At 53.5% G+C, this 18,926-nt stretch carries 16 protein-coding genes; 12 read left to right on the top strand and 4 right to left on the bottom strand.

What is annotated here, in order from left to right; genetic code table 11:
- Positions 1-31 precede the first annotated feature (31 nt).
- Both CPH80_RS01995 and CPH80_RS02000 read left to right on the top strand, forming a co-directional pair.
- On the top strand, positions 32-1,315 hold the full coding sequence (locus CPH80_RS01995) for a mechanosensitive ion channel family protein (protein ID WP_096275371.1): 1,284 nt from the start codon (positions 32-34) through the stop codon (positions 1,313-1,315).
- The gene (locus CPH80_RS02000; RefSeq protein WP_096275372.1) at positions 1,315-2,109 is read left to right on the top strand and encodes an S-methyl-5'-thioinosine phosphorylase; all 795 of its coding nucleotides are present in this window, start codon (positions 1,315-1,317) and stop codon (positions 2,107-2,109) included. Before CPH80_RS01995 ends, CPH80_RS02000 begins: the two co-directional genes overlap by 1 nt.
- Here the strand turns inward: CPH80_RS02000 and CPH80_RS02005 are convergent.
- Together CPH80_RS02005 and mfd are read right to left on the bottom strand one after the other, a co-directional pair.
- Positions 2,084-2,791, bottom strand: coding sequence for a CsiV family protein (locus CPH80_RS02005; protein ID WP_227520319.1), 708 nt, complete (start codon positions 2,789-2,791; stop codon positions 2,084-2,086). The genes CPH80_RS02000 and CPH80_RS02005 overlap by 26 nt on opposite strands.
- 29 nt (positions 2,792-2,820) lie before the next feature.
- Positions 2,821-6,351 (bottom strand): transcription-repair coupling factor, encoded by a 3,531-nt coding sequence (gene mfd / locus CPH80_RS02010; protein WP_096275373.1) that lies wholly within the window; start codon positions 6,349-6,351, stop codon positions 2,821-2,823.
- Positions 6,352-6,492: 141 nt separating this feature from the next.
- Between mfd and CPH80_RS02015 the strand changes: the two genes are divergently transcribed.
- The 10 genes from CPH80_RS02015 to sthA all read left to right on the top strand — a co-directional run bounded on the left by CPH80_RS02015 (position 6,493) and on the right by sthA (position 16,941).
- A complete protein-coding gene (locus CPH80_RS02015; protein ID WP_172898578.1) occupies positions 6,493-8,007 on the top strand; it encodes a glyceraldehyde-3-phosphate dehydrogenase in 1,515 nt (504 codons plus the stop codon).
- A gap of 262 nt (positions 8,008-8,269) precedes the next feature.
- Entirely contained in the window at positions 8,270-9,616 is a 1,347-nt protein-coding gene (locus tag CPH80_RS02020) for a Na(+)-translocating NADH-quinone reductase subunit A (RefSeq protein WP_096275375.1), read from the top strand.
- A gap of 5 nt (positions 9,617-9,621) precedes the next feature.
- Positions 9,622-10,830, top strand: a complete 1,209-nt coding sequence (locus CPH80_RS02025; RefSeq protein ID WP_096275376.1) for an NADH:ubiquinone reductase (Na(+)-transporting) subunit B — start codon at positions 9,622-9,624, stop codon at positions 10,828-10,830.
- On the top strand, positions 10,823-11,626 hold the full coding sequence (locus CPH80_RS02030; protein ID WP_096275377.1) for a Na(+)-translocating NADH-quinone reductase subunit C: 804 nt from the start codon (positions 10,823-10,825) through the stop codon (positions 11,624-11,626). The genes CPH80_RS02025 and CPH80_RS02030 overlap by 8 nt, the downstream gene beginning before the upstream one ends.
- 2 nt (positions 11,627-11,628) lie before the next feature.
- A complete protein-coding gene (locus CPH80_RS02035; RefSeq protein WP_096275378.1) occupies positions 11,629-12,294 on the top strand; it encodes an NADH:ubiquinone reductase (Na(+)-transporting) subunit D in 666 nt (221 codons plus the stop codon).
- On the top strand, positions 12,294-12,902 hold the full coding sequence (gene nqrE / locus CPH80_RS02040) for an NADH:ubiquinone reductase (Na(+)-transporting) subunit E (RefSeq protein WP_072796844.1): 609 nt from the start codon (positions 12,294-12,296) through the stop codon (positions 12,900-12,902). Before CPH80_RS02035 ends, nqrE begins: the two co-directional genes overlap by 1 nt.
- A gap of 37 nt (positions 12,903-12,939) precedes the next feature.
- Complete coding sequence (gene nqrF / locus CPH80_RS02045; RefSeq protein ID WP_096275379.1) at positions 12,940-14,166, top strand: NADH:ubiquinone reductase (Na(+)-transporting) subunit F; 1,227 nt, start codon at positions 12,940-12,942, stop codon at positions 14,164-14,166.
- A gap of 9 nt (positions 14,167-14,175) precedes the next feature.
- Positions 14,176-15,228, top strand: coding sequence for an FAD:protein FMN transferase (locus CPH80_RS02050; protein WP_096275380.1), 1,053 nt, complete (start codon positions 14,176-14,178; stop codon positions 15,226-15,228).
- A gap of 12 nt (positions 15,229-15,240) precedes the next feature.
- Positions 15,241-15,483 carry a (Na+)-NQR maturation NqrM gene (nqrM, locus tag CPH80_RS02055; protein ID WP_096275381.1) on the top strand — a complete coding sequence of 81 codons (243 nt, stop codon included), beginning with the start codon at positions 15,241-15,243 and terminating at the stop codon, positions 15,481-15,483.
- A 66-nt stretch (positions 15,484-15,549) separates the two neighbouring features.
- On the top strand, positions 15,550-16,941 hold the full coding sequence (sthA, locus tag CPH80_RS02060) for a Si-specific NAD(P)(+) transhydrogenase (protein ID WP_096275382.1): 1,392 nt from the start codon (positions 15,550-15,552) through the stop codon (positions 16,939-16,941).
- 50 nt (positions 16,942-16,991) lie between these two features.
- On the opposite strand, the gene CPH80_RS02065 is transcribed toward sthA, so the two are convergent.
- Positions 16,992-17,786, bottom strand: coding sequence for a glycerophosphodiester phosphodiesterase (locus CPH80_RS02065; protein ID WP_096275383.1), 795 nt, complete (start codon positions 17,784-17,786; stop codon positions 16,992-16,994).
- Positions 17,783-18,910, bottom strand: coding sequence for a 3-deoxy-7-phosphoheptulonate synthase (locus CPH80_RS02070; RefSeq protein ID WP_096275384.1), 1,128 nt, complete (start codon positions 18,908-18,910; stop codon positions 17,783-17,785). Before CPH80_RS02070 ends, CPH80_RS02065 begins: the two co-directional genes overlap by 4 nt.
- Positions 18,911-18,926: the final 16 nt, after the last annotated feature.

Consider the following 18,926-nt stretch of genomic DNA (forward strand, 5'->3'; position numbering starts at 1 on the left):
CCAGATTGTCAACACTGATTAGAGGAATCCGATGATCGGAGAAATGATGTCCGTGCTCAACGGCTGGATCGAGAATTTCGGTCTGCTGTCTGAGGCATGGCGCGTGGGTATTGTTGTGTTCGCACTGGTATTCGGCACGGCCACAGCTGCCTATATTGCCAGCCATATTATCCGTGCGCTGGAACGAAAATGTGCGAGCACCGGCAACTTCTGGGATGACACAGCGCTGCATGCTGCCCGCAAACCTGTGGTGGCTTTTGTCTGGCTTCAAGGTGTGTACTGGGCTGCTGAAGTGGCCCATCGCTACTCATCCGCCGAGATCTTCAAAGTCAATGACACTGTGCTCCAGGTCGGCTTCATTTTTATCTTTGTCTGGGCCCTGCTCAGGACAATAAAGGAAGGAGAGAGCATTCTTGTCTCTCCGGTAAAAATGAAAAAACCCATGGATTACACCACTATTAACGCGATCAGTAAGCTTTCGCGAGCCGTGGTGATCATTACGGCCGTGCTGATCAGTCTGCAGTCGCTGGGCTTTAGTATTTCGGGCGTGCTTGCCTTTGGTGGCGTGGGTGGTATTGCTGTGGCTTTTGCGGCCAAGGACCTGCTGGCCAACTTTTTCGGCGGCTTTATTATTCATCTGGATCGGCCGTTCAAGGTCGGAGACTGGGTGCGTTCACCGGATCGCAATATCGAGGGTACTGTAGAAAATATCGGATGGCGGCTTACGACTATGCGGACGTTTGACAAGCGGCCTCTCTATGTTCCGAATGCCGTGTTTACAACCATCGCAGTAGAAAACCCCTCTCGAATGACCAACCGGCGTATATACGAAAACATCGGTATCCGTTATGCAGATGTCAGCCAGATGGCGACCATTGTTTCAGACATCCGCTCAATGCTGGACAAGCATGAAGATATTGATAACCAGCAAACGTTGATAGTGACTTTTCTGGCGTTCAGTCAGTCATCGTTGGATATCATGGTTTATGCCTTCACCAAAACGACCCAGTGGGTTCGGTATCACGAAGTGAAGCAGGACGTGCTGCTGAAAATCAGCGAAGTTATCGTAGGTTACGGTGGCGAAATAGCGTTCCCAACGCAAACTATATACCTCAACGAAGACAGCCGTATTTCCGAGCATGAAAACGGTCGCGACGGGCAAGCTGAAAGCGAAGGGGATAGCGATAGAAACCAGGCGCCCCGCAGTAATAAAAGTGTCAACAAGCACGAACGTAGCCGCCGCCAAGATACCCAGGCGGGCGACGTGGGTGAGCAGTCTCTGGACGCGGGAGAAGGAGAGGGGGATGGCGATTGATGTCTGAAATCAGCGGAGCGATAGGTATTATTGGTGGCACCGGCCTGACCACCCTAGCGGGCCTGGAGATTACCGGAACGCGAACCGTGGAAACACCCTGGGGGGCACCTTCCTCTGAGTTGACGGAAGGGCGTCTCGATGGCCAGCCTGTTGTGTTCCTGTCCCGGCACGGTAATCCTCACAGGATACCGCCCCATGAAGTGAACTACAGGGCGAACTTAAAAGCGCTTTACGACGCTGGCGTGCGCACGGTGGTTGGAGTAAATGCGGTAGGCGGGATACACCCGGATATGGGCCCCGCCTGTGTGGTCATCCCCGAGCAGATTATTGATTACACCTGGGGCAGGCCCAGCACTTTCTTTGAGGGCAGTTTAGAGGGCAATCTGGATAAAGTGACCCACATTGATTTCACCTGGCCCTATGACCAGGCCGCGCGGGACATTCTGGCGCAGGCCGCTACAGCCCATAACGTATCGTTTGCCGGGTTTGGGGTTTACGGTGCAACCCAAGGCCCCAGGCTGGAGACAGCGGCAGAAATACGCCGTATGGAGCGCGACGGGTGTGATCTGGTAGGGATGACCGGCATGCCCGAAGCCGCTCTGGCGGCCGAACTGGGTATGCGATACGTGTGTTTGGGGCTGGTGGTCAACTGGGCCGCCGGGAAGTCAGACCACATCATTACCATGGAAGAAATCGAAGCGGCCATCGAGCAAGGTATGTCTGGTGTAAGGCATATACTCGAAGCGTCGATGGCCGATCTTGGTGCTCTTACTGCTCTGCCTCAACCTTCTTGAAGAACACGAGAACCCCAAGGGTGGGGGAATCCAAAAAGTGGATTTCCTCACTCCGCATCCTGCGGGTCTCCCGAATCCATGTCAGTAGTTCCAGCGGTATCTCAGGCTGAAGGTTCAGCTCGGCGCCTGTTGTAGGGAGGGTGGTTGGTGCCGCAGCCGCAGCCGCAACCTTTCCTTCCTGCCAGTGGTTCAGGTGCACGGCAACGTGCAGGTAACGCTGCCTATCGATGGTGATATTCCCCTCGATCTCTCGCTGGTCTGCTTGCTCCAGCCAGTCTCCTATCTCGATGCGCAGCGGCTCGCCTTTGTAATCGGGCGGGAAGGCCTCGTACCAACCTGCAGACATAAGCACTCGGTATTTGCCGCTGCTTTCAAGCCGGTTGGCAGCGTTGCCAAGATGCAGCTGGTTGCGGTTAACGAGTTCTAGGGAGGAGCTCACGGACCCACCCTGAGCGACACGGTAAAGAGTCTTATCTGTCTCTACAGGTGGCTTGACCTTTCGGTTAATCATGCGTTCGTTTACGGCATCTGGGTCAATGATGCGCTCCAGAATCACGAACTCGGCCCGGTAGTAATCGTCGGGCGTCTGCTGCGCATGGCTCAGCATTGAGGTGGCCACCAAAAGGGCGGTCAGTAGTGTGTGTGCCAATAGCCGACACAAGCGATTACCATCAGTCTGCAAGAGATTGCTCCAGTTATATTCAGGCCGTTTTAGGCAGTGGCTGCGCCCTGCGCGGGTACAAGTTCGTCCAGCATTCCGGAAATACCGTCGAGCTTACCATTGGTTGAGGTGTCCTTCAGCCGAAAACGGAAGCTGTTGCCGCCCTCAAGGCGGTAAGTGTCCGGTGCAGATTGCATTTTTTTAACCAAAACCAGCGGGTCGACGGGTGTGGAGCTGCCAAATTCAAGGCGAGCCCACTCTTTGCCCGCGTCTACTTTCACTATGCCCAGAGCTTCCGCCTGGAGCCGAAGCTCAGTTTGCCGCACAAGATTTTTTGCCGGTTCTGGTAATAATCCGAAGCGATCAATCATCTCAACCTGAAGCTCTTTTAATGCGCTACGGTCGCTCACACTGGCAATGCGCTTATAGAGCATTAAGCGGTTATGAACATCTGGCAGATAGTCTTCCGGGATCAGCGCCGGTATGCGCAGGTTCATTTCCGTGCCGTGGCTTAAAGGCAGTTGTGCGTTGGGTGTGCGGCCGTCGCGAATGGCTTTTACAGCTTCGTCTAGCAATTGCATGTACAGGGTGAAGCCGATGCTCTCGATTTGCCCGCTTTGTTCGTCACCCAGCAATTCGCCCGCACCACGAATCTCCATGTCTTGAGTTGCGAGCATAAAACCCGCCCCCAAATCTTGGGCTTCAGAAATCGCCTCGAGCCTTTTTTTGGCATCTGCCGAGATGGCTTTCGGTGGCGGTGTAAGCAAATACGCATAAGCCTGATGGTGTGAGCGACCAACCCGGCCACGGAGTTGGTGCAGCTGGGCCAAGCCGAACTTATCTGCCCGCTCGATAATAATGGTGTTGGCGCTGGGGATGTCGATACCGGTTTCGATGATGGTGGTGCACACCAGGACGTTGAAGCGCTTGTGGTAAAAATCCGACATAATCTGCTCAAGCTTCCTCTCCCGTATTTGGCCGTGGGCTACGCCCACACGGGCTTCTGGGACAAGCTCTCGCAAATCCTTGGCGGTTTTTTCGATGCTTGCCACATCGTTGTGTAGAACGTAGACCTGACCACCCCGCAGAACCTCACGCAGGACCGCTTCTTTTACCATTGCATCGTCCCTTTGACGCACAAAGGTTTTCACCGAAAGCCGTCGGGCAGGGGGTGTGGCGATGATAGAAAGGTCTCTGAGGTGACCCATAGCCATGTTGAGGGTTCTGGGAATCGGCGTTGCCGTGAGGTTAAGCATATCCACTTCAGCGCGCAGAGCTTTGAGTTTTTCCTTCTGCCCCACGCCGAACCGGTGCTCCTCATCAATGATCACCAGTCCCAAGTTTTTAAACCGAACGTCGCCCTGCAAGAGCTTGTGAGTGCCTATGACGATATCGGCTCTGCCGCCTTCAATGGCTTCCAAGGCTTTGTTGGTTTGGCTTGTACTGCGAAAGCGGCTCAACAGCTCGATGTTAACCGGTGTATCCGAGAAGCGATCCCGGAAGGAGTCGAAATGTTGCTGGGCCAATAGTGTTGTGGGCACCAGCACGGCGACCTGCTTCCCAGACCAGGTGGCTAGAAAGGCTGCGCGCATAGCAACTTCGGTTTTACCAAAGCCAACATCACCACACACCAGCCTGTCCATGGGTTTTTCGTTGGTCATGTCCTCAAAAACAGCCTCGATCGCAATCTCTTGATCAGGCGTTTCCTCGAATGGGAATCCAGATGCAAACGCTCGGTAGGCTTCTTTGGGATCCTCAAACGCGAAACCTTTTCGGGCTTCCCGGCGAGCGTATACATCCAGAAGCTCTGCGGCGGTATCGCGGATCTTTTCTAGCGCTTTTTGCTTGGCGTTGCTCCAGCGTTCCGTGCCTAGCTTGTGTAGGGGCGCGTATTCTGTATCTGCGCCGGCATAACGAGAAATCAGGTGCAGGCTGGATACCGGCACATACAGTTTTGATCCGCCGGCGTATTCGAGCATCAGGAACTCACTGGCTTCCCCTTCAACCGTAATGGTTTCCAGGCCCAGGTAGCGCCCAACGCCGTGATCTATGTGCACCACAGGTGAGCCAGTTCGCAACTCAGACAGGTCTCGATAGCCGTCATCATTGATTTCAGTAGGCTTTTCGCGTCGGCGGCGCTGCAATACACGTTCGCCAAAAAGAGCTGTTTCGGTTATCAGAGCAATGTTGTGCTCAGGCAGCACCAGCCCCTGTTCCATGGGTGCGATGGTGATGCCCAGCGTGCAACTTTCATCAGCCAGAAAGTCCCGCCAGTTGTCGCAACCCTTAAGTCGCAGCTGGTGCTCGCCCAGGTTTTCAATCAGAGCTTCTCGGCGGCCTGAAGACTCTGCACAAATCAGCACCCGCCCAGCAAAGTTCTTTATAAAACGCTTCAGGTGGCCCGCAGGATCCGCGGCCCGAGCGTTGATGGCAATATCCGGAAGTGCGTCGCTGGTGCAATTTACAGCGCCACCGCCTTCTGCCGTTTCCGGTGTTGTGGTTACCCGGGGAAAGGCCTTGAGGTAGCCAAACAATTCATCTTGCTGCAAAAACAAACTGGCGGGCGGAAGTATGGGCCGGTGTAGGTCGTGACGCCGGTCTTCGTAACGATTTCGGGTTTCAGCGTCGAACAACGTGACCGCCTCGTTCAGGCCCTCAGCGGTAAAAACGTGCGTCGTTCCAGGCAGATAGTCGAAAAGCGTAGCCGTCTCTTCGAAAAACAATGGCAGGTAATATTCAATACCCGGTGGCGTAATGCCGTGGCTGACATCCTGATAAACAGTTGAATCCTTGTTGGCGTTTGGAAATTGCTCGAACCAACGATTCCGGAAGCCAGAGCGAGCCTCCTTGTGCCATGGGAATTCGTAAGCGGGTAGGAGTTCGATGCGCTCAATCCGATCGATGGAACGTTGTGTTTCAGGGTCGAACGTTCGAAGGGTTTCTACCTCGTTATCAAACAGATCAATTCGGTAGGGCAGGTTGGAGCCCATGGGGAATATGTCGAGTATCGAGCCGCGAACCGCGTACTCACCATGCTCGTATACGTTTTCGGCGTGCCGGTAGCCGGCCGTTGTCAGCTGCATGCGCCAGTTTTCGATATCCAGAGATTGGCCGGTTTCAAGCAACAACGTATTGCCCTGAAGATAACCGACCGGCGGCAGCCGGTGCATCAGAGTTCGCGCGGGCACCACAATAACGCCATGCGCAATGCCAGGCAGCCGGTGTAAGGTGCGGATGCGCCGGGAGGTAATATCCTGGTGTGGGGAAAATAGATCGTAGGGCAGGGTTTCCCAGTCTGGCAGCGACAGCAGCTCCAAACCGCCCTCTGTCACGGTGGCTCCATCTTCCTCTGGCGGTAACCCCAGGAAAAAACGCATGGATTGCTCCAGGCGAATCGCCTCAGCCGTGCTGCGAGTAATCACCAGGGTTAGCCCCTTATGCGCCCGGGCGCTCTCGCAAATGGCCAGGGCATCGCTGCTGCCATGTAACTGCCCCCAGGTGCGGTGATCGGCGGGTTTCGCAGGGAATGCCGGCGCAATCAGTGTTTGCAGTGAAGCGGAAGTAGGGGCACCTTGATTCATGGGCAGTCGTGTTCTCCTGCTTTGGGTGTGGGGGAGCCAATATGGCGGCTATTCTAACGCCCGCAGATGGCGGTGTCATGGCGATAAACCTACGATGTCCGTGTCAGTTCGTATTTGCCGTTAGCCGGTTTAAGTTGGATAATGCCCGTCCTTAATTATTCCACGTGCGAAACAGGGGTCTCTACCGTGAGCCACGAACAGATGAACCAGTGCCTGTCCAACTGGATGGACAGAGAATCTACAGCGGAGGCTATGATTCCGCTGATTGGCCGTCTTTATCGGAAAAACAACGTTGTTACCTCCGTATACGGTCGCGCCATTATCAACCAATCGGTTATCGATATTATCCGCGCCCACAGGTTTGTGCGTCAGGTAGAGGACAGTGAGCTGTCCGTGAACGATACCTTGCCAATTCTGCAGGCCATGGATCAGATGGAGCTCGGGCGTGCGCACGTCGATATTGGTAAGTTGGCGGTGAAATTTAAGGCACAAAGCGATGATCTGGCCGAGTTTCTTAAAAAAGAAATCGGCCCGGTGATTGGTCAGTATCCCTTACAGTCAGAAGAAGACGCCAATAACGGCACCAAAGATGTCGTGCTTTACGGCTTCGGTCGCATCGGCCGCTTACTTGCCCGCATTTTGATCGAAAAAGCTGGGGGTGGTAACAACCTTCGCCTGCGAGCCATTGTGGTGCGCCAGGGTGGCGCAGACAACGATCTGGAGAAGCGTGCCAGCCTTTTGCGCCGCGATTCGGTACACGGCCCCTTTGATGGCACCATTCGCGTAGATGAGAAAGAATCCGCGCTGATTGCCAACGGCAACTTCATCAAAGTGATCTACTCTGATGGCCCGGATAAAGTGGACTACACCCAGTATGGCATCAAAAACGCCATCGTTATTGATAACACCGGTAAGTGGCGTGACGAAGAAGGTCTGGGTCTGCACCTGAAATCCAAGGGCGTAAGCCGGGTTATGCTGACGGCACCGGGCAAAGGCGATATCAAGAACATCGTTTACGGCATTAATAACGACTCTATCACCGACGAAGACAAAATTCTGTCGGCTGCCTCCTGTACGACCAACGCCATTACGCCGGTGTTGAAAGCGATTTATGATGAGTACGGCATCGTAGACGGGCACGTTGAAACGGTTCACTCCTACACCAACGACCAGAACCTGATCGATAACTACCATAAAGGTAGCCGTCGTGGCCGGAGTGCTGCGCTGAACATGGTAATTACCGAGACAGGCGCGGCAAAAGCGGTATCCAAAGCTCTGCCGGAGCTGGCAGGCAAACTGACCGGTAACGCCATTCGGGTGCCAACACCGAACGTTTCCATGGCCATCCTGAACCTCAATTTGAAGAAAGAGGTGGATGTCGAAGGTGTAAATAACTATCTGCGCGAGATGGCTTTGCACTCCGAACTGCAGAAGCAGATCGATTTTGTGAACTCTCCAGAAGTTGTATCTTCAGACTTTGTAGGCTCACGCCATGCTGGCATTGTTGATGCTCAGGCGACGATTGCCGGGGGCAAGCGCTTGATTCTCTATGTCTGGTACGACAACGAGTTTGGCTACAGCGCCCAGGTGATCCGTGTAGTAAGTCAGATGGCCGGTATCGATTACCCCATCTTCCCGAAGCGCGCACGCGACTGACGGTAGTGCGCTTGCGTTGGCGCTGTTTTCTCCAAAAACCCGGCGCCGAAAGTCGCCGGGTTTTTGTTAATGATGGTATGTTGTTTCGGCTTTACGTTCCGGTACAAACCTGTTCTCGTTTCAGGTGGAAATAGCTTGCCTTAAACTCTATAATTGGCAAGATTTTGGGTATGTCTGTCTCCCCGTTACTCAACTGTTTCTGGGCCGCAGGGGTCAGGCACTACTAATCCATAGAATAGTTTCTGATGATTGGATGAGGCTAATGATTAAGATCAAAAAAGGCCTGGATCTTCCCATCAGCGGCGCTCCCGAACAGACCATTTCAGACGGCAAACCAGTTCGCCACGTGGCGTTAATTGGTTTCGACTACATCGGCATGAAGCCGACGATGGCTGTGAAAGAAGGAGACCGTGTTAAGCGCGGTACGCTGCTGTTCACGGACAAGAAGACCGAGGGCGTTCGTTATACATCACCTGCCGCTGGTGTGGTTAAAGAGCTTAATCGTGGTGAGCGTCGAGTGTTCCAGTCTATTGTCATCGAAATAGATGGCGACGATGCTGAGACCTTTGCCCGCTTTAGTGACTCGGAACTTGCCGGGCTGGAGCGCCAACAGGTAGTCGATAACCTGGTTGAGTCTGGCCTGTGGGCGGCGCTTAAAACGCGTCCTTACAGCAAGGTGCCGGCAATCGATACCGCTCCGCACTCTATTTTTGTGTCTGTTATGGACACCAACCCGTTGGCAGCTGATCCCACTGCGGTGATCGCTGAGAACGCGGCAGCATTTGAGAGCGGCCTGACCATTCTTGGCCGGCTTACCTCAGGCAAGGTGTTTGTAACCGGTCGGCCCGGGTCTAACGTGTCCGTTCCCAAGGCCGATAATATCGAAGTTCAACAATTTGATGGCTTGCATCCCGCCGGAAACGTTGGGACTCATATCCATTATCTTGATCCGGTTTCTGCCTCCAAGTCTGTCTGGACGATTAATTACCAGGACGTGATCGATATTGGGCAGCTGTTTACAACCGGCGAACTGCAAGTTGGGCGTATAATTGCGCTGGGCGGCCCCAAGGTGCTGAAACCACGATTGGTTCGTACCCGTTTGGGCGCTAGTCTATCTGAGCTTCTGGATGGCGAAGTGGCCACAGACTGCGATGTGCGAACTGTTTCCGGCTCGGTATTCGGTGGTCGTCGGGGCGATGGCCCCTGCGCTTATCTTGGCCGTTTTGCCAATCAGGTTTCGGTTTTGGAAGAGGGCAGTAAGCGTGAGTTCCTAGGCTACCTAACGCCAGGGATCAACAAGTTCTCGGTTCTGAATATCTACCTGTCCAAGCTTACCAGCGGCAAACTGTTCAACTTCACCACCATCACCAATGGCAGCGAGAGAGCCATGGTGCCGGTTGGTTCGTACGAGCAAGTTATGCCTCTGGACATCCTCCCGACCCAGTTACTGCGTGCCCTAATTGTGGGTGACACAGAAATGGCTCAGAAACTCGGAGCTCTGGAGCTGGATGAAGAAGATCTGGCGCTGTGCACCTTCGTGTGCCCGGGTAAATATGAATACGGTCCGATTCTCCGCGAGAACCTGACCCGAATCGAGATCGAGGGCTAATACGAATGGCTATCCGACAGTTTCTCGATGGAATCGAGCATCATTTTGAAAAAGGTGGCAAGTACGAGCGCTGGTATGCGCTGTATGAAGCCGCCGACACCATGTTCTTCACGCCCAGTTCGGTAACCGCTACAACCTCCCACGTGCGTGATGGCATTGATCTCAAGCGCATTATGATTTCGGTGTGGTTGTGTGCTTTTCCGGCGATGTTCTTTGGTATGTGGAACATTGGCTTTCAGGCCAACAGCTTTCTGGCGACCAACCCGGACGCGTTGATTGCAGACGGTGGCCTGCGCACAGCCTTCATTCAGGCACTTGCCGTGACCGGAGCCGGAGCGGGTATCTGGGATAACTTTGTTTACGGGATGGCTTACTTTGTTCCCGTTTACGTCGTTACTTTCGTGGTTGGTGGTTTCTGGGAAGTCATGTTCGCGACCGTGCGTCGTCACGAAGTGAACGAAGGCTTCTTTGTAACGTCTATCCTGTTCGCACTGATTTGCCCGCCAACCATTCCTCTTTGGCAGGTGGCACTGGGTATCACATTTGGTGTGGTAATCGGTAAAGAAGTCTTTGGTGGTACCGGCAAAAACTTCCTGAACCCAGCATTAACCGGGCGTGCATTCCTGTACTTTGCCTATCCGGCACAGATCTCCGGCGATGCAGTTTGGACCGCAGTTGACGGCTTCAGTGGCGCAACCGCCCTAAGCATGGCAGCGAGCGGTGGCCTTGAGGCGCTGGAAGAGGGAATCGGCTGGATGAACGCATTTATGGGTTCTGTTCAGGGTTCCATGGGCGAAACCTCCACGGTGGCTGTCATGATTGGCGGCCTGATACTGGTAGGTATGCGAATCGCCAGTTACCGGATTGTAGGTGGTGTGCTGATCGGCATGATCGCCACGGCGGTTCTGATGAACGTTGTTGGTTCTGAAACCAACCCGATGTTTTCCGTTCCAGCCCATTGGCATCTGGTTATAGGTGGCTTTGCCTTCGGTATGATGTTCATGGCTACCGACCCAGTTTCAGCGTCAATGACCAACACGGGTCGTTGGTGCTTCGGTATTCTGGTGGGTGTAATGACCATTCTGATCCGGGTTGTTAACCCCGCATTCCCAGAAGGCATCATGCTGGCGATCCTGTTCGCTAACCTTTTTGCGCCGCTTATGGATCACTACGTGGTTCAGGCAAACGTTAAACGGAGGCTCGCTCGTGGCTAAGGGTAAAGAAACTGTCCCAAGAACGCTGCTTGTTGCTCTGGTACTGAGTATCGTGTTCTCCGTAGTGGTATCAACCGCTGCGGTCGTACTTCGCCCGGCCCAGATCAAGAACCAGAATCTGGACATCAAAACCAATATTCTGTCTGCCTCAGGCATGTTGCCCAATGGCGCGGGCGCCGAGGAAATCGAGAGCATCTTTGAGCAGTTCGAAGTGCGCTTGGTAGACTTGGAAACCGGTGACTACGTGGAACCGTCTTTCGTGGGTGTACAAGATCCGATGAAGTACGACATGTACAAAGCCTCCTCGGATCCCGAGATGTCTACCAGAATTCTGTCTACTGCAGATAAGGCTGGCATCAAGCGTCGGCCCAACATCTCCAAAATTTACACTCTGAGCGAAAACGGAAGTGTTAAACGGGTGGTATTGCCTATTCATGGTTATGGCCTCTGGTCTACCCTGTACGGCTTTATGTCGCTAGAAAGTGACCTGAACACCATCGAAGGGCTGGGTTTCTATGCGCACGCAGAAACACCGGGCCTCGGCGGCGAAGTGGATAATCCACGGTGGAAATCTCAGTGGGTTGGCAAGACGCTTTACGATGAGGATAAAACTGAACCGCAGATCCGCCTGATGAAGGGTGGAGTAGGCGCCAATACTCCCGACAAAGAGCATAAGGTCGATGCGCTTTCCGGAGCCACACTGACCAGTCGTGGTGTTCAGAACTTGGTCAATTACTGGATGGGTGACCGGGGTTACGCGCCGTTCCTCAAGAAACTTCGCGAAGGGGAGGTCTGATCATGGCCGAAATAACCGCCAAACAGGTTCTTTTCGAACCGATATTCAGTAACAACCCAATCGGGCTGCAGATCCTTGGTATCTGTTCAGCGCTTGCCGTAACCACCAGCATGAACGTCACCATCGTGATGTGTCTGTCGGTTATCGCGGTTACCGCATTTTCCAACTTGGCTGTATCGCTGGTTCGTACCCAAATACCGGCCAGCATCCGGATCATCGTTCAGATGACCATTATTGCGTCCTTGGTAATTGTGGTTGATCAGTTACTCAAGGCGTATGCCTACGAAATCAGTAAACAGCTGTCGGTATTCGTTGGCCTGATCATCACCAACTGTATTGTTATGGGGCGTGCCGAAGGCTTCGCCATGAAAAACGGCCCTTGGCTGAGTTTCTTGGATGGCATCGGTAACGGTATGGGCTACTCGATTATGCTGCTGTTCGTGGCATTTTTCCGCGAGCTTCTTGGTGCCGGTTCACTATTCGGTGTAACCCTGCTGACTCCGGTTAACGAGGGTGGCTGGTACATTACCAACGGCCTGCTTCTGCTGCCGCCGAGCGCCTTCTTCATTATTGGTTTGGCGATTTGGGGCCTGCGTACGTGGATGCCTGAGCAAGTAGAAGAGCTGGACTACAAAATGTCCCGCCATACCCATAAGGAGGCCTTCTGATGGAGCATTATATTAGCCTGCTTCTCAAGGCAATCTTCATTGAGAACATGGCGCTCGCGTTCTTCTTGGGTATGTGTACGTTTCTTGCTATTTCCAAGAAGATAGAAGCCGCTACGGGTCTTGGCATTGCTGTTGTTGTTGTTCTAACGCTGACCGTGCCGGTCAACAACCTGATCTACAACAACATCCTGCGTGAAGGTGCACTGTCGTGGGCAGGGTTGCCTGATGTAGACCTTAGCTTCCTTGGCTTGATTACCTACATTGGTGTTATCGCAGCCATTGTTCAGATTATGGAAATGATTCTGGACAAATATATCCCCGCACTTTACTCCGCACTGGGCGTTTTCCTGCCCCTGATTACGGTGAACTGCGCCATTATGGGTGCCGCACTGTTCATGGTGGAGCGTGACTACACCTTCAGTGAAAGTGTGGTTTATGGTTTCGGTGCAGGTGTGGGCTGGGCTTTGGCTATTATTGCTTTAGCCGGTATCCGTGAAAAACTGAAGTACAGCGATGTTCCAGAAGGGCTGCGTGGCCTGGGTATCACCTTTATTACAGTCGGTTTGATGTCCCTTGGCTTTATGTCTTTTTCAGGGATTTCCCTGTAATTCACCCGGTGATTCGGTTTAACGAAAAGGCGAGACCATGTTTATAGAAATAACACTCGGCGTGGTCATGTTCACCGTTATCGTTCTGGCGCTTGTGGCGATCATCCTCGCGGCGAGATCCAAACTGGTAAGCACCGGTGATGTGACCATCGAAATCAATGACGATCCGGAACATACCGTGAAAACGGAAGCCGGTGGCAAGTTGCTGGGCACACTGTCAGGCAGTGGTATCTTCCTGTCGTCTGCTTGTGGCGGCGGCGGTACCTGCGCCCAGTGCAAGTGTAAGGTGTTTGATGGCGGCGGCGCGATGCTGGCCACGGAAAAAACGCACTTCACCAACCGTGAAGAGAAGGAAGGCTGGCGCTTGTCGTGCCAGGTTCCGGTAAAACAGGACATGAAGATTGAAGTGCCCGAGGAATTCTTCGGTGTTAAGAAGTGGGAGTGCGAAGTTGCCTCCAACCACAACGTGGCTACCTTTATCAAAGAGCTAATACTGACACTGCCAGAAGGCGAGGAAGTAGACTTCCGCGCTGGCGGCTATGTACAGCTGGAGTGTGATCCTTACGAAATCGACTTTAAGGATTTTGATATTGGAAAGGATTTCCACGGTGACTGGGACAAGCTCGACATCTGGCGCTTCAAGGCGATCAACAAGGAAGAGACCATCCGCGCCTACTCCATGGCGAACTATCCGGAAGAAAAGGGCGTTCTCAAGTTCAATATCCGTATTGCGACTCCGCCTCCGGGCACTGATCACGTGCCGGGCATCATGTCTAGCTACACCTTCAACCTGAAGCCGGGTGATAAGGTTACGGTTATGGGGCCATTTGGTGAGTTCTTCGCCAAGAAGACCGAAGCGGAAATGGTGTTTATCGGCGGCGGTGCCGGCATGGCGCCCATGCGCTCCCATATCTTTGATCAGCTCAAGCGCTTGAACTCGAAGCGTAAGATTACCTTCTGGTACGGTGCCCGAAGTGTCCGCGAGATGTTCTACGTGGAAGACTTCGACATGCTTGCAGAAGAGAACGAAAACTTTGAGTGGCATGTTGCGCTCTCGGATGCGCAGCCAGAGGACAACTGGGACGGCCCGACCGGGTTTATCCACAACGTACTCTACGACAAATACCTGAAGGATCATCCTGCGCCTGAAGATTGTGAGTACTATATGTGTGGGCCTCCCATCATGAACTCATCTGTTATCAAGATGCTGAAAGATATGGGCGTTGAAGAAGAGAACATCATGCTGGATGACTTCGGAGGTTAAACCGCTCAGATGACATCTTGTATTTTACAACCCGCCAGGGTGGCCAGCGCCAGCATTGTTATGATGCTGGCACTGGTGGCCCTGGCGGGTTGCTCGTTTCAGCCAGATGAAGAAATCTGGGAAGTCTCAGGCCCTGTGTTCGGCACCCGTTACCACATCAGCGTTGTGTTACCGGAAGACCGCGAGCGGATTGAGGCGCTGGCAGAAGGCATCGGTGAAGCCCTTGATGGGGTTGATGCGTCTATGTCGACCTGGAGGGAAGACTCTGAGCTGTCGAAGCTAAACCGCCTTGAAGATCAGTCGGACTGGATTCCCGTATCCGATCCACTTTTTGAAGTGCTTGCCAGATCGGATCAGATATCACGGCTAACCGATGGTGCGTTTGATATAACCATCGGGCCGGTGGTTAATCTTTGGGGCTTTGGCCCAGACGCGCGGCCGGACCAGGTTCCTTCAGATAAAGCTCTCGCGCAGGCGTTGGCTTCAACGGGTTTTGAAAACCTTAGGCTACGGGCCGATCCGCCTGCGGTGAAAGCGGCACTGCCTCAATACATTGATCTTTCTGCCATCGCCAAAGGCTACGGTGTGGATGTGGTGGCACGGTATCTCGATAGCGAGGGCGTTAAGGCTTACCTAGTGGAAATAGGCGGCGAAGTGCGCACCCAGGGGAAGAAGCCCGACGGCAGCGTGTGGAGACTTGCCATTGAGCAGCCAGCAGAGGGCGGAGAACATACGGTGAATCGTATCGTTACTCTGCCGTCCCGGGCCATGGCTACCTCCGGTGACTATCGTAACTATTACGAATCGGAAGGGCGCCGTTTTTCACATACAATAGACCCAGAAACTGGTGAACCGATTGCGCATAATTTGGCTTCGGTATCCGTTATTGCAGATGACAGCATGAGCGCTGACGCACTGGCGACCGGTTTTACGGCAATGGGTTATGAGCGGGCGATTGCGCTCGCAACGCGGGAGAACATTCCGGCCTATTTTATTATCCGGACGGAAAACGGGTTTGAGTCTCATCAAACGCCGGCGTTTTCGTCCTACGTTACTGAGTAAGGGGAGGGCAACATGGGTACCTTTCTTCTGGTATTAATGATTGTGGTTTTGCTGATAGCAGGTATGTCTGTCGGCGTAATTTTTGGTCGCAAGCCGATTAGTGGTACTTGTGGCGGTATTGGCGCACTGGGCATTAGCTCTTCGTGCGACATCTGTGGTGGTAACACACAAAAGTGCGACGAAGAAAACCAGCGCACGACGTCGGAAGAAGCGCCCAAGGGGCTGGCTTATGATGCGAGCGCCAAGAACCACTAAGCGCTGGCCGGGTTTGAGATAATCATAATTACAATTTCACGACGTAGATAAGGAGTCACTGCGCGCATGGCGGAACATCATTACGACGTCGTCGTTATCGGTTCTGGGCCTTCAGGTGAAGGTGCAGCAATGAATGCGACGAAGCACGGCAAGCGTGTTGCTATTATCGAAGACAAACCGACCGTGGGCGGAAACTGCACTCACTGGGGTACGATTCCTTCTAAGGCTTTGCGTCACTCGGTTAAACAGATTATTACGTTCAATACCAATCAGATGTTCCGGGATATCGGCGAGCCTCGCTGGTTTTCGTTTCCCCGAGTGCTGCAGAACGCACAGAAGGTTATTGATACACAGGTAAAGCTGAGAACCCAGTTCTACGCCCGCAACCGCGTAGATTTGATCAACGGGCGCGCATCTTTCCTAGACGAGAACCGTCTTGAAGTCCGTGGTAATAAGTCCATCGAGACACTGCACTTCAAACAGGCAGTGATCGCGACAGGTTCACGCCCGTACCTGCCGCCTGATGTGGATTTCCGTCATCACCGTATTTATAACTCAGACACCATTCTTGACCTGTCCCACACACCGCGCACGCTGATCATTTACGGTGCTGGCGTTATTGGTTCGGAATACGCGTCTATCTTTGCAGGCCTTGGCGTGAAGGTTGATCTGATCAACCCAGGCAGTCGCTTGCTCTCATTCCTTGACGATGAGATCTCCGATGCGCTCAGCTATCACCTGCGCAACAACGGCGTGCTGGTGCGACACAACGAGCAGTATGAGTCTGTAGACGGAGATGAGCATGGCGTTGTTCTCTCCTTGCAGTCAGGCAAAAAAATCCGCGGGGATGCGTTCCTCTGGTGTAATGGCCGCAGTGGCAACACCGACAGCCTGGGGCTTGAGAACATCGGCCTGACACCGAATGGCCGAGGCCAGTTATCGATTGACGACCATTACCGCACACAGGTAGAGCACATATACGCCGCCGGTGACGTGATCGGGTGGCCGAGCTTGGCGAGTGCCGCTTATGATCAAGGCCGCTCTGTGTCTTCGGACATTGTTAAAGATGATCACTTCCGGTTTGTATCAGATGTCCCGACAGGCATTTATACGATTCCCGAGATCAGTTCCGTAGGGAAAACTGAGCGTGAGCTAACCGCTGCTAAAGTGCCCTATGAAGTCGGGCAGGCCTTTTTCAAGGATCTTGCCCGGGCACAGATCACCGGCGAGGATGTCGGCATGCTGAAAATTCTGTTCCACCGTGAGACTCGGCAAATTCTGGGCATTCACTGCTTTGGAGACCAAGCAGCTGAGATCGTCCATATCGGGCAGGCCATCATGAACCAAGAGGGTGAGGCTAACTCGCTGAACTACTTCATCAGTACAACCTTTAACTACCCGACCATGGCGGAAGCTTATCGGGTAGCCGCGTTGAACGGCTTGAACCGGATCTTCTGACCGGTTCAGGCTTTTTTGATTGGTTAAGACTTTTTTTGATTGGTTAAGACTTAGTTGGCGGGTAAGGCTTCATTACCCGCCGCCATGCTTTCCTGGCGATCAGGCAGCGTTAGCGACGAGCTTGCGCGGTTGTCAAAGAACATCTGCGTACTTGTGGGGTAGTCGGTGATAATGCTGTCTACGCCCATAGCTTCAAGACGAAGCATGTCCTGGATGCGGTTAACGGTCCAGCAGGAAACGTGCATACCCTTGCGATGAGCATTTTCCACAAGTTCTGTCGAACACATCTTCCAGTTAATGCACAGATACTTGCAGCCCAAACGTGTTGCAAGCCCCATGGGCCGAGGGAAGCGCCGCTCTGATACCAGCCCGGTGCGAATACGCTTATTTCTTCGGTGCATTTCTTTCAAAAACCACGTGTCTGCCGACGTAATCGCTGCTGTTTGATACAGATTTCGGCTTTGGATGATTTCTGTTAACCGGTTGCCGAGAATATTCAGCCTAGCGCGTGAATCCTTTTTCACCTCAAACTGAAAATGCTCAACCTCATCAAACTGATCGAGCAGTTGTTCCAGCTCCGGAATGCCGGCTTTATTCGGCCATGGGCTGGTATTGCGGCGAGCGTCCATTTGGCCAAGCTCGGCCGCCGTATACTGGTCCACATTGCCTTTCTGGCCGGTTGTGCGGTCTGTGGTGAGATCGTGTATCACAACGGGCTTACCATCTTTTGACAGCACGATATCCAGCTCAAAATACCGAACACCCTGCCGGTAGGCGTGCCTGAATCCGGACAGAGTGTTTTCTGGGGCTTCTCCTTTAGCGCCTCGGTGTCCGTAGACGATCATTCCGGTGTTTCACCTTTTAAACGTTGGTAAATGGCCTGGCGTTTAGTCCACGTGTCGTGGCACAGTTGGATGTCTTCCAGATAGGCTGGCAGCTCGTTCATAAGCAGCGCCTGAGGCCCGTCTACAAGTGCTTTCTCGGGCTTCGGGTGGAAGTCCACCAGCACCATGTTGGCCCCGGCGATCACGCCTTGAGCGGTGGCATGCATCACATCCAGAATGCCATCTGGCGCCTTCTCACGGGTGCCTACTGAGTGCGAGGGGTCGATGCAGACAGGCATGCGAGTTAGCCGTTTAACGGCCGGTACGTGGGCAAAGTCCACCATGTTGCGGTGCGGCTGGCCGGCTTCGGTTTTCATGCCACGTAGGCAGAAGATCACGTTTGCGTTGCCTTCGCTGGCCAGATACTCCGCCGCATTCAGGGATTCGTTCAGAGTAATGCCGAACCCGCGCTTTAGTAGTACCGGGTAGGTGCTTTGTCGGCCGATGGCTTTCAGAAGCTCAAAGTTCTGGGTGTTCCGGGTGCCCACCTGAAGCATAACGCCGGTGGGCCGCCCAAGTTTTTCCAGGCAATTATCGATTTCTTCAATGTGGCTTTCATGGGTAATTTCCATGGCAACCACTTTGATGCCGTGTTTACCGGCTTTTTCAAATACCCATGGCAGGCAGCCCTTGCCATGCCCCTGAAACGAATAGGGATTGGTGCGCGGCTTGTAGGCGCCCATACGCGTGCACACTTGGCCGTTGTCCTCCAGAGCCTTCAGCATCATTTCAACATGCTCGGGAACATCGACCGCACAAAGCCCGGCGAAAACATTGAGGTTGGACTGGTTGAAGTCCACACCGTTATAGCTGAAACCCGTTTGCCGGTCGTCATCCTTGTGGCGCCCCAGAATCCGGTAGTCCTCGGATATGCGGATAGCACGCTCGACAGCGGGCAGAGCTTCAATCTCTTCCTTGAGAAGCGGTTTGGTATCGCCCAACAGGTATAGCTCGGTCAGACGCTGGCTGGCACCCTGAATCTCGTGTACCCGCACAGTGACACCTGGTAGGTTTTCCAGGTAGTGCATCGTCTGGCGATAAGCTTCGCTGTCCAGCGGAGTGTTGGGGTGAAGAATGGCTAGCATGCTGTCTCCTTAGCTA

It is taken from the genome of Marinobacter sp. LV10R510-11A (assembly GCF_900215155.1).
Taxonomy (GTDB): Bacteria; Pseudomonadota; Gammaproteobacteria; order Pseudomonadales; family Oleiphilaceae; genus Marinobacter.

What these genes read in the sequence shown, in the direction of transcription:
- CPH80_RS01995 (WP_096275371.1), top strand. Translation starts at nt 32, where the DNA reads ATGATCGGAGAAATGATGTCCGTGCTCAACGGCTGGATCGAGAATTTC.
- CPH80_RS02000 (WP_096275372.1), top strand. Translation starts at nt 1,315, where the DNA reads ATGTCTGAAATCAGCGGAGCGATAGGTATTATTGGTGGCACCGGCCTG.
- mfd (WP_096275373.1), bottom strand. Translation starts at nt 6,351, where the DNA reads ATGAATCAAGGTGCCCCTACTTCCGCTTCACTGCAAACACTGATTGCG.
- CPH80_RS02015 (WP_172898578.1), top strand. Translation starts at nt 6,493, where the DNA reads ATGCCCGTCCTTAATTATTCCACGTGCGAAACAGGGGTCTCTACCGTG.
- CPH80_RS02020 (WP_096275375.1), top strand. Translation starts at nt 8,270, where the DNA reads ATGATTAAGATCAAAAAAGGCCTGGATCTTCCCATCAGCGGCGCTCCC.
- CPH80_RS02025 (WP_096275376.1), top strand. Translation starts at nt 9,622, where the DNA reads ATGGCTATCCGACAGTTTCTCGATGGAATCGAGCATCATTTTGAAAAA.
- CPH80_RS02035 (WP_096275378.1), top strand. Translation starts at nt 11,629, where the DNA reads ATGGCCGAAATAACCGCCAAACAGGTTCTTTTCGAACCGATATTCAGT.
- nqrE (WP_072796844.1), top strand. Translation starts at nt 12,294, where the DNA reads ATGGAGCATTATATTAGCCTGCTTCTCAAGGCAATCTTCATTGAGAAC.
- nqrF (WP_096275379.1), top strand. Translation starts at nt 12,940, where the DNA reads ATGTTTATAGAAATAACACTCGGCGTGGTCATGTTCACCGTTATCGTT.
- CPH80_RS02050 (WP_096275380.1), top strand. Translation starts at nt 14,176, where the DNA reads ATGACATCTTGTATTTTACAACCCGCCAGGGTGGCCAGCGCCAGCATT.
- nqrM (WP_096275381.1), top strand. Translation starts at nt 15,241, where the DNA reads ATGGGTACCTTTCTTCTGGTATTAATGATTGTGGTTTTGCTGATAGCA.
- sthA (WP_096275382.1), top strand. Translation starts at nt 15,550, where the DNA reads ATGGCGGAACATCATTACGACGTCGTCGTTATCGGTTCTGGGCCTTCA.
- CPH80_RS02065 (WP_096275383.1), bottom strand. Translation starts at nt 17,786, where the DNA reads ATGATCGTCTACGGACACCGAGGCGCTAAAGGAGAAGCCCCAGAAAAC.
- CPH80_RS02070 (WP_096275384.1), bottom strand. Translation starts at nt 18,910, where the DNA reads ATGCTAGCCATTCTTCACCCCAACACTCCGCTGGACAGCGAAGCTTAT.